Genomic DNA, 12,171 nt, shown 5'->3' on the forward strand with positions numbered 1-12,171 from the left:
CATGAACGATCACAACAACAGCATCGAATTGGAAACCGCCATGACCACCACCACCATGACCATGATCCAGGCCCTGCGCTCGGCCATGGATGTGATGCTTGAACGTGACGACAACGTGGTGGTGTTCGGCCAGGACGTGGGTTACTTCGGCGGCGTGTTCCGTTGCACCGAAGGCTTGCAGAACAAGTACGGCAGTTCGCGGGTGTTCGACGCGCCGATCTCGGAAAGCGGGATTATCGGCGTGGCCGTGGGCATGGGTGCCTATGGCCTGCGCCCGGTGGCCGAGATCCAGTTCGCCGACTACGTCTACCCCGCCACCGACCAGATCATCTCGGAAGCTGCGCGCCTGCGTTATCGCTCGGCCGGCCAGTTCACGGCGCCGCTGACCATGCGCATGCCCTGCGGCGGTGGCATTTACGGTGGCCAGACCCACAGCCAGAGTATCGAAGCGGTGTTCACCCAAGTCTGCGGCCTGCGCACGGTGATGCCCTCCAACCCTTATGACGCCAAGGGCCTGCTGATCGCCTCGATCGAAAACGATGACCCGGTGATCTTCCTGGAGCCCAAGCGCCTGTACAACGGCCCGTTCGATGGCCATCACGATCGTCCGGTCACGCCGTGGTCGAAACACCCGCAAGCACAAGTGCCGGACGGTTACTACACCGTGCCGCTGGACGTGGCCGCCATCGTGCGTCCCGGCTCTGCGGTGACCGTGCTGACCTACGGCACCACCGTGTATGTGTCCCAGGTCGCCGCCGAAGAAACCGGCATCGACGCCGAGGTCATCGACCTGCGCAGCCTGTGGCCGCTGGACCTGGACACCATCGTCAAGTCGGTGAAAAAGACCGGCCGTTGTGTGGTGGTGCATGAGGCCACGCGTACCTGCGGTTTTGGTGCCGAGTTGGTGTCGCTGGTGCAAGAGCATTGCTTCCATCACCTGGAAGCGCCGATCGAACGCGTCACCGGTTGGGACACCCCCTACCCGCACGCGCAGGAGTGGGCGTATTTCCCAGGGCCGTCTCGAGTGGGCGCGGCGTTGAAACGGGTCATGGAGGTCTGAATGGGCACGCACGTTATCAAGATGCCGGACATTGGCGAAGGCATCGCAGAAGTTGAACTGTCGGTCTGGCATGTGAAGGTCGGCGACCTGGTGGTTGAAGACCAGGTGCTGGCGGATGTGATGACCGACAAGGCGATGGTGGACATTCCCTCGCCGGTACACGGCAGGGTGATTTCCCTCGGTGGCGAGCCGGGCGAGGTCATGGCGGTGGGCAGTATCCTGATCAGCATTGAAGTGGAAGGCGCGGGGAACGCCAAGGACGCGCCGGCAGCGGCGGAGCCGGTCAAGGCGGAGCCGGTCAAGGCGGCGCCCGCCCCCGTTGTCGAGGCCAAGCCGGCATCCGTTATCGTTGAAACCAAGGCGGCGGCCAAGCCTGCGGCCGCGCCCGTCGCCCGCGAAGCCGGTGAGCGCCCCCTGGCCTCCCCTGCCGTGCGCAAACATGCGCTGGATGCGGGTATCCAGCTGCGTCTGGTGCATGGCTCAGGCCCGGCCGGCCGGATCCTCCACGAAGACCTCGACGCCTACCTGCAACAAGGCACGGCAAAGGCATCGACAGCCGCCACCCCCTACGCCGAACGCCACGACGAAGCACAGATCCCGGTGATCGGCATGCGCCGCAAGATCGCCCAGCGCATGCAGGATGCGACCCGCCGCGCCGCGCATTTCAGCTATGTGGAAGAAATCGACGTCACGGCTCTGGAGGAGCTGCGCGTGCACCTCAATGAGAAGCACGGCGCGACTCGCGGCAAGCTGACCCTGCTGCCGTTTATCGTGCGTGCGATGGTGGTGGCACTGCGCGACTTCCCGCAGATCAACGCACGCTACGACGACGAAGCCCAGGTCATCACCCGCCTTGGCGCGGTGCATGTGGGCGTCGCCACGCAGAGCGACGTGGGTTTGATGGTGCCGGTGGTGCGTCACGCCGAGGCGCGCAGCCTGTGGAGCACCGCCGAAGAAATCGCGCGCTTGGCCACCGCCGCACGCAACGGCAAGGCCAGCCGCGATGAGCTGTCCGGTTCGAGCATTACCCTGACCAGCCTGGGCGCGTTGGGCGGCATCGTCAGCACCCCGGTGCTGAACCTGCCGGAGGTGGCGATTGTCGGCGTCAACCGCATGGTCGAACGGCCGATGGTGATCAAGGGCCAGATCGTGGTGCGCAAGATGATGAACCTTTCCAGTTCCTTCGATCACCGTGTGGTCGATGGCATGGACGCGGCGCAATTCATCCAGGCCATTCGCGGCCTGCTCGAACAACCCGCCAGCCTGTTCCTGGAGTAAGGCATGACTCAGACATTGAACACCACGCTGCTGATCATTGGCGGCGGCCCCGGCGGTTATGTAGCGGCGATCCGCGCCGGCCAGTTGGGCATCCCGACCATTCTGGTGGAAGGCCAGGCCCTGGGCGGCACTTGCCTGAACATCGGCTGCATCCCGTCCAAGGCCCTGATCCATGTGGCCGAGCAGTTCCAGCAAACCGTGCACCTCAGCCAGGGTTCGCCGTTGGGTATCGAAGTGGATGTGCCGGCCCTGGACATCCGCAAAAGCGTGGAATGGAAAGACGGTATCGTCGACCGCCTGACCACCGGCGTCGCTGCACTGCTGAAGAAGCACAAAGTGCAGGTGATCCACGGTTGGGCCAAGGTGGTGGACGGCAAGACCGTCGAGGTGGGCGAGCAACGTATCCACTGCGAACACCTGCTGCTGACCACCGGCTCGAAAAGCGTCAACCTGCCGATGCTGCCGATTGGCGGCCCGGTCATCTCCTCCACCGAAGCCTTGGCGCCCACCCGTGTGCCCAAGCGCTTGATCGTGGTCGGTGGTGGGTATATCGGCCTGGAGCTGGGGATTGCCTACCGCAAGCTCGGCGCCGAGGTCAGTGTGGTCGAGGCGCAAGAGCGCATTCTGCCGGCCTACGACGCCGAGCTGACGCAACCGGTGCACGAATCCCTCAGGCAGTTGGGCGTGAAGCTGTACCTCAAGCACAGCGTCACCGGTTTCGAGCACAACCGCCTGCAAGTGCGTGATCCGAATGGCGACACGGTGTCGCTGGAGACGGATCAGGTGCTGGTGGCCGTAGGTCGCAAACCCAACACCCAAGGCTGGAACCTCGAAGCGCTGAATCTGGACATGAACGGCGCGGCGATCAAGGTCGACCAGCATTGCCAGACCAGCATGCGCAACGTGTGGGCTATCGGCGACCTGAGCGGCGAGCCGATGCTGGCGCACCGGGCCATGGCCCAGGGTGAGATGGTCGCCGAACTGATCAGCGGCAAACACCGCGAATTCAACCCGGCGGCGATCCCTGCGGTGTGCTTTACCGATCCTGAATTGGTGGTGGTCGGCAAGACTCCGGATGAGGCCAAGGCGGCGGGCCTGGATTGCATCGTGTCGAGCTTCCCGTTCGCGGCCAATGGCCGGGCCATGACCCTGGAGTCGAAAACCGGCTTCGTACGGGTGGTGGCACGGCGTGACAATCACCTGATTGTCGGTTGGCAAGCCGTGGGGGTCGGTGTGTCCGAACTGTCCACGGCCTTCGGCCTGAGCCTGGAAATGGGGGCGCGCCTGGAAGACGTGGCCGGCACCATCCATGCTCACCCGACCCTGGGTGAAGCGGTGCAGGAAGCGGCGCTGCGGGCCTTGGGGCATGCCTTGCACCTTTGACCGGAACGGTTTCCGTGGCGAGGGAGCTTGCTCCCGCTGGGGTGCGAAGCGCCCCCAAAAGCTGGCGACTGCTACGCAGTCGAGCGGGAGCAAGCTCCCTCGCCACCATCAGCCCGCTCCCACACACAGCCAGAATGCAGTATTGTTGTGCCCATTCAGAAAAAAACCGACTTGACCAGAGATTAGAGGGTGTCATGGGTAACGAGAGCATCAATTGGGACAAGCTGGGTTTTGACTACATCAAGACCGACAAGCGGTTTCTCCAGGTCTGGAAAAACGGCGAGTGGCAAGAAGGCACCCTGACCGACGACAACGTGCTGCACATCAGCGAGGGCTCCACCGCCCTGCACTATGGCCAGCAGTGCTTCGAGGGCCTCAAGGCCTACCGTTGCAAGGACGGCTCGATCAACCTGTTCCGCCCGGACCAGAACGCCGCCCGCATGCAACGCAGCTGCGCACGCCTGCTGATGCCGCATGTACCGACCGACGTGTTCATCGAAGCCTGCAAGCAAGTGGTCAAGGCCAACGAGCGGTTCATCCCGCCGTATGGCAGCGGCGGCGCGCTGTACCTGCGCCCGTTCGTGATCGGCACCGGTGACAACATCGGCGTGCGCACCGCACCGGAGTTCATCTTCTCGGTGTTCTGCATCCCGGTCGGCGCCTATTTCAAAGGTGGCCTGACGCCTCACAACTTCCAGATCTCCAGCTTCGACCGCGCCGCGCCACAGGGCACCGGTGCCGCCAAGGTCGGTGGCAACTACGCCGCCAGCCTGATGCCAGGTTCCGAAGCGAAGAAATCCGGCTTCGCCGACGCGATCTACCTGGACCCGATGACCCATTCGAAAATCGAAGAAGTCGGTTCGGCGAACTTCTTCGGGATCACCCACGACAATCAGTTCATCACGCCGAAGTCGCCTTCGGTATTGCCGGGCATCACCCGCCTGTCACTGATCGAACTGGCCAAGACCCGCCTGGGCCTGGAAGTGGTCGAGGGCGAGGTGTTCATCGACAAGCTGGATCAGTTCAAGGAAGCCGGTGCCTGCGGTACCGCCGCCGTGATCTCGCCCATCGGCGGTATCCAGTACAACGGCAAGCTGCATGTGTTCCACAGCGAGACCGAAGTCGGCCCGATCACCCAGAAGCTCTACAAAGAGCTGACCGGTGTGCAGACCGGTGATGTTGAAGCGCCAGAAGGTTGGATCGTCAAGGTCTAAGCTGCGCTGCAAAATAAATGTGGGAGGGGGCAAACAAACCCCCTCCCACATTTTTGATCTCCAAGGTCTTCAGGATTGGGGAATATTCCCGGCAATCTTCTTGCCCATGCTGATCCTCGGTTCCACCCCATACCCCAGCGCCTCGTAGAACCCCACCACCGCATCATTACCGCCGGTGATCTGCAGGTTGATCTTCATGCAGCCCAACGCCGTCAACGCCTGCTCCGCATAACGCACCAGCGACGACCCCAAGCCATGCCGCCGATAGTCCGCGTGCACCGCCACCGAATACAGCCAACCACGATGGCCGTCGTAGCCGGCAAGCACAGTCCCAATCACGGCCTTTTTGTCTGTCGCGACGAAGAACAACCCATCATTGACCGCCAGCTTCTTATCGATCGCCAGGCTCGGCAGGTTATGCGCAGTGTCATAGCCAAACGCCTCCTGCCACAACGCGATCACCTGTGCGCGGTGCTGACGGTCACGGTACAGCCCGATGGGGTGGCGTGATAACAGGGTTTTCTCCATCACCAGCGTGCGCTCGTTGCCGTGGTAAACGTCGCGCACCGTATGAAACCCCAGCTTGCTGTAGAACGGCTCGGCGGTCAGCGAGGACGGCACGCTCAGGGTCGTCACCCCGGCTTCGCGGGCACGCAGTTCGATTTCAATCATCAATAGCCGGCCAATCCCCTGCCCTTGCAGTGCCGGGTTGACGAACACCGAGCGCACCACATTGGCGTCGAGGGCAGCGGTGGCGACTATCATTTGATCCTGGACCGCCACCAGCACCACGCGGCGCTTGAGCAGCTCCAGCACGGCATCCGGTGTGAAGTTGCTCGCCACGCGGGCGATCACATCCGCCGGGTAATCCCGTGCATTGCTGCTGTGCAAGGCGGCGAGGATGACCTGGCTGATGCCTTCGGCATCTGAGGCTTGAGCGAGACGAACGGCGGTAGACATGATTCCTCCTGCCTGACACGACTATGACAGACGCCACAATACCAATGTCGCACCGGCCCTCCCACCGTTTGAGCGCATTTCACTCCAACAGCCGATTCGGCTGCCACACCCCGCCTTTCAGCTTTCCCGGCTGGGCCACCTGGTTGTTTCAGCCGGGATTCACCCAGCACAACGCACAAAATAGCGTCAACGCTCACCCCATGGATTTCGTGCCCCATGCAAACCACCAACACCGTCCTGATGATTCGCCCGGCGCGCTTTGCCTTCAACCCGGACACCGCGATCAACAACCACTTCCAGCGCCCACCCCTCGACCCGTCAGGCGCGCAGCACAAAGCGCTGGAAGAGTTCGACGGTTATGTCGATACGCTGCGCCGGCATGGCGTGGAGGTACTGGTGGTGCAGGACACGCCGGCGCCCCACACGCCCGACTCGATTTTCCCGAATAACTGGTGGAGCAGCCACGCCGACGGCAGCCTGGTGCTGTACCCGATGGAAGGCCAGAACCGACGGCTGGAGCGCGACAAGGGTGTGCTGCAAATACTGGAGCAGCGTTTTGCAATCCACCACACCATTGACCTCAGTCACCTGGAACAACAGAACATTTTCCTCGAAGGCACCGGCAGCATGGTGCTCGACCGCCAGCACCGCATCAGCTACGCCTGCCACTCCGGGCGCACGCACCAGGACGCCCTGCGCCAGTTCGCCGAACGCCTCGACTACCGACTGTGCGTGTTCCACGCCGTGGACCGTCACCAGGCGCCGATCTACCACAGCAACGTGATGATGAGCGTCGGTCGCGACCTCTCGGTGGTGTGCCTGCAGGCCCTGCCCGACGCCACCGAACGCCAGGCCCTGGAACGCTCCCTGCGCGACACCGGCAAAGACATCCTCAGCCTCGACTTCGACCAGCTCGAAGCCTTCGCCGGCAACATGCTCGAAGTGCATGACCGGGACGGCCAGCCGCTGCTGGTGATGTCCGCCAGCGCCTGGGGCGCGCTGCAACCGGCACAGCGCCAGCACGTGGAGCGCCACACGCGCCCCGTGGTGGTGAACATCGACAACATCGAACGCATCGGTGGCGGCAGTGCCCGCTGCATGCTGGCGGAAGTGCACTTGCCTGCCCGCCCCTCATTTCAATAAGGAGTCTTGCCATGACCCGTTACATCGACGTCAACGACCTCTGCTACCTGGTCTCGCAGAAGGGCCTGCCCACCTGCATCAGCGAAATGGCCGAGTACATCCGCGCCGACTACCTGCGCTGGCCGGATTTCGAAAAATGCGCACGCCTGGCCAACCACTCGCCGGACGGCGTGATCGAGTTGATGCCGGTGTCCGACGCCTCGCTGTACGCCTTCAAATACGTCAACGGCCACCCGAAAAACACCCTGGCCGGCCTGCTCACGGTGATGGCCTTCGGTGCCCTGGGCGATGTGGATACCGGCCAGCCGGTGCTGCTCGCGGAAATGACCCTGACCACCGCCATCCGCACCGCCGCCACTTCGGCGCTTGTGGCCCGCTACCTGGCCCGCGACAACAGCCGCAGCATGGCGTTGATCGGCAACGGCTCACAAAGTGAATTCCAGGCCGTGGCGTTCCACGCCATGCTCGGCATCAATGAAATTCGCCTGTTCGATATCGACGCCCAGGCCACCGCCAAACTCGCCGCCAACCTCAAGGCGTTCCCGGCGCTCAAGGTGATCCTGGCCGGCAGCGTGGCCGAAGCGGTCAGAGGTGCGGACATCGTCACCACCGTGACCGCCGACAAGGCCTACGCGACCATTCTCACCGACGACATGATCGAACCGGGCATGCACCTGAATGCCGTGGGCGGCGATTGCCCGGGCAAGACCGAGCTGGACCGACGTATCGTCGAGCGCGCCCGGGTGATCGTCGAGTACGAACCGCAGAGCCGCATCGAAGGCGAGATCCAGCAAATGCCGCAAGATTCGCCGGTCACTGAACTGTGGCGGGTGATCAACGGCCAGCAGCCCGGCCGCGAGAACGCGCGCCAGGTCACCCTGTTCGACTCGGTAGGCTTTGCCATCGAAGACTATTCGGCGCTGCGCTATGTGCTGGATGTGGCCAAGGCCCTGGAGGTTGGCCGTGAACTGGAGCTGGTGCCGGACCTGGCCGACCCGAAAGACCTGTACGCACGGCTGGCCCAACAACCGGCGGCACAGCAGAAAAAGCGCGCCTGAGACCGCTCTGGCCTGCCGCTTCACGCCCGAGGCAGGCCAGAATTTCAGCTTTGACAAGCCGATTCAGCCCGTGCAACAGCCGATTCCGCTGCATTGCACTTTTTAACAGCGCAATTTGCGCTTTATGCAGGGGGTAAACGACACAAAAAACGCACCACCATGGAGCATCCTCTGCGCCGACGAGAAGGATGTTTCAACTTTATGACTGCCCCTGACATCAATTACAAAATATAGGGACTCCACCATGACTCCACTGCGATCACTCTTCGCTGCATTGCTGTTGCCACTGTGCGCCACCGCCGCCCATGCGCAAGACTGGAAAGAAATCCGCTTCGGCGTGTTCCCCGAGTATCCCCCCTTCGAGTCCGTCGCCGCCGACGGCAGCCTGCAAGGCTTCGATATTGAATTGGGCAATGCAATCTGCGCCAAGCTCGAGGTCAAATGCACCTGGGTGCATAACGAATTCGACGGCATGATCCCGGCCCTGCGAGCGCGCAAGTTCGACGCAATCATGTCGTCCATGGCCGTGACCCCGGCCCGCGAGAAGGTTATCGACTTCAGCGACCGGCTGTTCCTCAGCCCGACCTCGGTGATCACGCGCAAAAGCGCCGACTTCGGCGACACCCCGCAATCATTGAAGGGCAAACAAGTAGGCGTGCTGCAGGGCTCGCTGCAGGAAGCCTATGCCCGTGCCGAGTTGGCCAAGCTGGGGGCGCAGATCAAGGCGTATCAGTCACAGGAGCAGAACTACGCCGACCTGCAAAACGGTCGCCTCGATGCCACCCTGACCGACAAGCTCGAAGCCCAGCTCAACTTCCTGTCCAAGCCCGAAGGCGCCGACTTCAAGACCGGCCCGGCCTTCAAGGACCCGACCCTGCCCCTGGATATCGCCATGGGCCTGCGCAAGAACGATCAGCAGTTGCGTGAGCTGATCAACAAAGGCATCGCCGCCGTGCAGGCTGATGGCACCTATGCGCAAATCCAGAAGAAGTACTTCGGCGATCAGGACATCTACCACGAGTGATGCCAACCCCGACCCTGTGAGAGAAGGCTTATGTGGGAGGGGGCTTGCCCCCGATGAGGACATGCCAGTCGACACACGCATTGACTGACCCACCGCTATCGGGAGCAAGCCCCCTCCCACAGAAGCCCGCTGCCACGAGGGTATGTCCGGGCCCTTTAGAGACCTCCCCCATGAACGAATTCCTCAATCTGCAGGGCTACGGCCCGATGCTGGCTCAAGGCGCGTGGATGACGCTCAAGCTGGCGTTCCTGGCACTGGCCCTGAGCCTCACCCTCGGCCTGATTGCCGCCGGCGCCAAACTGTCCAGCGCCCGATGGCTGCGCGTGCCGGCCACGCTGTACACCACGCTGATCCGCAGCGTGCCGGACCTGGTGCTGATCCTGCTGATTTTCTACAGCTTGCAACTGTGGCTCAACGACCTGAGTGAAGTGTTCGGCTGGGACTACTTGGAAATCGACCCGTTCACCGCCGGGGTGATCACCCTGGGCTTTATCTACGGCGCGTATTTCACCGAAAACTTTCGCGGTGCGATCCTCAGTGTGCCGGTCGGTCAGTTGGAAGCCGCGACCGCCTATGGCTTGAACCGCCGGCAGCGTTTTCACCTGGTGCTGTTCCCGCAGTTGATGCGCTTCGCCCTGCCGGGCCTGGGCAATAACTGGCTGGTGCTGCTCAAATCCACGGCGCTGGTGTCGATCATCGGCTTGTCGGATCTGGTCAAGGCCGCCCAGAACGCCGGCAAGACCACTAACGAACCGTTGTATTTCCTGATCCTCGCGGGCTTGGTGTATCTGGTGATCACCACCTTGTCCAACCGCGTCCTCAAGCGCCTCGAACGACGCTATAACCTCGGCATCAAGGGGATGGCACGATGATCGAACTGTTCCAGCAATACGGCCTGGCCTACCTGTTCAGCGATGGCACGGGCCTGTCCGGCGTGGCCATGACCTTGTGGCTGTTTATTGTTTCGGTGGTGCTGGGCTTTGCGCTGTCGATACCCTTGGCACTGGCTCGCGTTTCGGAGCACTGCTGGTTGCGATGGCCGGTGGAGGTCTACACCTACCTGTTTCGCGGCACACCGCTGTATATCCAACTGCTGATTTGCTACACCGGGCTTTACAGCCTGGAAGTGGTGCAGGACAACGCGCTGCTCAACCAGTTTTTCCGCAATGCGCTGAACTGCACCCTGCTCGCCTTCGTACTCAACACTTGCGCCTACACCGTGGAGATTTTCGCCGGGGCGATCCGCAATATTCCCTACGGTGAAATCGAAGCGGCCCGCGCCTATGGCCTGCACGGCTGGCGGCTCAATCTGTTTGTGGTGGTGCCGGCGGCATTGCGCCGCGCATTGCCGGCCTACAGCAACGAAATGATCCTGATGCTGCACGCCACCTCACTGGCGTTCACCGCCACCGTCGCCGACATCCTCAAGGTGGCCCGCGACGCGAATGCCGAGACGTTCCTGACGTTCCAGGCGTTCGGCATCGCCGCTCTGCTCTACATGCTGCTGTCCTTTGCACTGGTGGGCCTGTTTCGACTGGCCGAACGTCGCTGGATGCGCTTCCTTGTTTCTACCCGAGGCTAACCCATGAATCAGTCCGCACAGGCCCTGGCCGCTTACCCGCTCGATGTACCCGTTGCCACACCCGCAACCGCGGCTATCAAGTTGCAAGTCGAAGGCATCCACAAACGCTACGGCGAACACGAAGTGCTCAAGGGCGTGTCCCTCAACGCCCGCAACGGCGACGTGATCAGCCTGATCGGCGCCAGCGGCTCGGGCAAGAGCACCCTGCTGCGGTGCGTCAACTTTCTCGAACAGCCGGACGCCGGGGTGATCACCCTGGACGGCATCAGTATCAAAATGCAGCCCGGCCGCGCCGGCACCCGTGCGCCCCACCCGGCGCAACTGCAAAACCTGCGCACACGCCTGGCCATGGTGTTCCAGCACTTCAACCTGTGGAGCCACATGACGGTGCTGGAGAACATCACCATGGCCCCGCGCCGGGTACTGGGCGTCAGCGCCACCGAGGCGCAACAACGCGCGCGTCTGTACCTGGACAAAGTCGGCCTGCCGAGCCGCGTGGCAGATCAATACCCGGCATTTCTGTCGGGTGGCCAGCAGCAACGCGTGGCCATTGCTCGGGCGCTGGCGATGGAGCCCGAGATCATTCTGTTCGATGAACCGACCTCGGCGCTGGACCCAGAACTCGTAGGAGAAGTCCTCAAAGTCATACAGACGTTGGCCGAGGAAGGCCGTACCATGCTGATGGTCACCCACGAAATGGGCTTTGCCCGCCAGGTGTCCAGCCAAGTGCTGTTTTTGCACCAAGGGCGGGTCGAGGAGCAAGGCGGAGCCGACATCCTTGATCACCCCAGCAGCGAACGCTTGCAGCAATTTCTTTCCAACCGTTTGAAGTGAACTCATGGATACCAAGGCCAACGGACCCCATTCTTCCCCTGCGCTGGATCGCATCGATGAAGCGATCATCGATGTATTGCGCCACCAGGGGCGCATCACCTACGAAAAGCTCTCGTCGCTGGTGCACCTGACGCCCAGGCCCTGCCTGGAACGGGTGCGCAAGCTGGAGCGACGCGGGGTGATTCGCGGGTACGGGGCGATCATCGATGTACAGATGGTCTCGCCGGGGTTGTCGCTGCTGGTGCTGGTAGCCTTGTCCAATCAAAGCGGGCGCTCGGCGCAGAAGGCATTCGAGGCCTGCGTCAAAGCCTGCCCGCAGGTGTTCGAATGCCAGTTGATCAGCGGACCGTTCGACTACAGCCTGCGCATGCGCTGCCGCGATATGGAGCACTACCGGGTACTGACCGAGACCTGGTTGAACAACGATGAGTTGCACATCGACAAGTTGGTGGCACATCCGGAGTTGGCGGTGGTGAAAAACACCGCCATCGAGCTGACCTGATGTAGTGAGCGGGCTTGTCCTAATCCAGTCAGTTAAGGATTAATGCGGTCACTGTGGGAGGGGGCTTGCTCCCGATAGCGGTGGGTCAGTCGATAAACTGCTGACTGGCACACCCTCATCGGGAGCAAGCCCC

General features: G+C 62.3%; 12 protein-coding genes. 11 read left to right on the forward strand and 1 reads right to left on the reverse strand.

What is annotated here, in order from left to right; all coding sequences use genetic code 11:
- Position 1 precedes the first annotated feature (1 nt).
- The 4 genes from C9383_RS25925 to C9383_RS25940 all read left to right on the forward strand — a co-directional run bounded on the left by C9383_RS25925 (position 2) and on the right by C9383_RS25940 (position 4,935).
- On the forward strand, positions 2–1,060 hold the full coding sequence (locus C9383_RS25925) for an alpha-ketoacid dehydrogenase subunit beta (RefSeq protein ID WP_090370010.1): 1,059 nt from the start codon (positions 2–4) through the stop codon (positions 1,058–1,060).
- Positions 1,061–2,338, forward strand: a complete 1,278-nt coding sequence (locus C9383_RS25930; RefSeq protein WP_090370008.1) for a dihydrolipoamide acetyltransferase family protein — start codon at positions 1,061–1,063, stop codon at positions 2,336–2,338.
- A gap of 3 nt (positions 2,339–2,341) precedes the next feature.
- Complete coding sequence (gene lpdA / locus C9383_RS25935) at positions 2,342–3,721, forward strand: dihydrolipoyl dehydrogenase (RefSeq protein WP_090370006.1); 1,380 nt, start codon at positions 2,342–2,344, stop codon at positions 3,719–3,721.
- A gap of 194 nt (positions 3,722–3,915) precedes the next feature.
- Positions 3,916–4,935, forward strand: coding sequence for a branched-chain amino acid aminotransferase (locus C9383_RS25940; RefSeq protein ID WP_090370004.1), 1,020 nt, complete (start codon positions 3,916–3,918; stop codon positions 4,933–4,935).
- A gap of 69 nt (positions 4,936–5,004) precedes the next feature.
- Here C9383_RS25940 and C9383_RS25945 read toward each other — a convergent pair whose 3' ends face one another.
- Positions 5,005–5,895 (reverse strand): GNAT family acetyltransferase, encoded by an 891-nt coding sequence (locus C9383_RS25945; protein ID WP_090370001.1) that lies wholly within the window; start codon positions 5,893–5,895, stop codon positions 5,005–5,007.
- A gap of 216 nt (positions 5,896–6,111) precedes the next feature.
- Between C9383_RS25945 and ctlX the strand changes: the two genes are divergently transcribed.
- The 7 genes from ctlX (at position 6,112) to C9383_RS25980 (ending at position 12,038) form a co-directional block, all read left to right on the forward strand.
- Positions 6,112–7,038: a citrulline utilization hydrolase CtlX gene (gene ctlX / locus C9383_RS25950; protein ID WP_090369999.1), complete on the forward strand. Its 927-nt coding sequence runs from the start codon at positions 6,112–6,114 to the stop codon at positions 7,036–7,038.
- A gap of 11 nt (positions 7,039–7,049) precedes the next feature.
- Complete coding sequence (locus tag C9383_RS25955; RefSeq protein ID WP_090369997.1) at positions 7,050–8,096, forward strand: ornithine cyclodeaminase; 1,047 nt, start codon at positions 7,050–7,052, stop codon at positions 8,094–8,096.
- Positions 8,097–8,340: 244 nt separating this feature from the next.
- Positions 8,341–9,120, forward strand: a complete 780-nt coding sequence (locus C9383_RS25960) for an ABC transporter substrate-binding protein (RefSeq protein ID WP_090369995.1) — start codon at positions 8,341–8,343, stop codon at positions 9,118–9,120.
- 170 nt (positions 9,121–9,290) lie between these two features.
- The gene (locus C9383_RS25965; RefSeq protein ID WP_090369993.1) at positions 9,291–9,992 is read left to right on the forward strand and encodes an ABC transporter permease; all 702 of its coding nucleotides are present in this window, start codon (positions 9,291–9,293) and stop codon (positions 9,990–9,992) included.
- Positions 9,989–10,702, forward strand: coding sequence for an ABC transporter permease (locus C9383_RS25970; protein WP_060756816.1), 714 nt, complete (start codon positions 9,989–9,991; stop codon positions 10,700–10,702). The genes C9383_RS25965 and C9383_RS25970 overlap by 4 nt, the downstream gene beginning before the upstream one ends.
- Positions 10,703–10,705: 3 nt before the next feature.
- Positions 10,706–11,536, forward strand: a complete 831-nt coding sequence (locus C9383_RS25975; protein WP_090369991.1) for an ABC transporter ATP-binding protein — start codon at positions 10,706–10,708, stop codon at positions 11,534–11,536.
- Between the two features lie 4 nt (positions 11,537–11,540).
- Positions 11,541–12,038: an Lrp/AsnC family transcriptional regulator gene (locus C9383_RS25980; RefSeq protein WP_060756818.1), complete on the forward strand. Its 498-nt coding sequence runs from the start codon at positions 11,541–11,543 to the stop codon at positions 12,036–12,038.
- The last annotated feature ends 133 nt before the right edge of the window (positions 12,039–12,171 follow it).

Source organism: Pseudomonas palleroniana (genome assembly GCF_003031675.1).
GTDB lineage: Bacteria > Pseudomonadota > Gammaproteobacteria > Pseudomonadales > Pseudomonadaceae > Aquipseudomonas > Aquipseudomonas palleroniana.

Bases quoted from the DNA above. Each gene is read 5' to 3' on its own strand.
- C9383_RS25955 (WP_090369997.1), top strand. From the start codon at position 7,050: ATGACCCGTTACATCGACGTCAACGACCTCTGCTACCTGGTCTCGCAG.
- C9383_RS25980 (WP_060756818.1), top strand. From the start codon at position 11,541: ATGGATACCAAGGCCAACGGACCCCATTCTTCCCCTGCGCTGGATCGC.
- C9383_RS25925 (WP_090370010.1), top strand. From the start codon at position 2: ATGAACGATCACAACAACAGCATCGAATTGGAAACCGCCATGACCACC.
- ctlX (WP_090369999.1), top strand. From the start codon at position 6,112: ATGCAAACCACCAACACCGTCCTGATGATTCGCCCGGCGCGCTTTGCC.
- C9383_RS25975 (WP_090369991.1), top strand. From the start codon at position 10,706: ATGAATCAGTCCGCACAGGCCCTGGCCGCTTACCCGCTCGATGTACCC.
- C9383_RS25930 (WP_090370008.1), top strand. From the start codon at position 1,061: ATGGGCACGCACGTTATCAAGATGCCGGACATTGGCGAAGGCATCGCA.
- C9383_RS25965 (WP_090369993.1), top strand. From the start codon at position 9,291: ATGAACGAATTCCTCAATCTGCAGGGCTACGGCCCGATGCTGGCTCAA.
- C9383_RS25960 (WP_090369995.1), top strand. From the start codon at position 8,341: ATGACTCCACTGCGATCACTCTTCGCTGCATTGCTGTTGCCACTGTGC.
- C9383_RS25940 (WP_090370004.1), top strand. From the start codon at position 3,916: ATGGGTAACGAGAGCATCAATTGGGACAAGCTGGGTTTTGACTACATC.
- C9383_RS25970 (WP_060756816.1), top strand. From the start codon at position 9,989: ATGATCGAACTGTTCCAGCAATACGGCCTGGCCTACCTGTTCAGCGAT.
- C9383_RS25945 (WP_090370001.1), bottom strand. From the start codon at position 5,895: ATGTCTACCGCCGTTCGTCTCGCTCAAGCCTCAGATGCCGAAGGCATC.
- lpdA (WP_090370006.1), top strand. From the start codon at position 2,342: ATGACTCAGACATTGAACACCACGCTGCTGATCATTGGCGGCGGCCCC.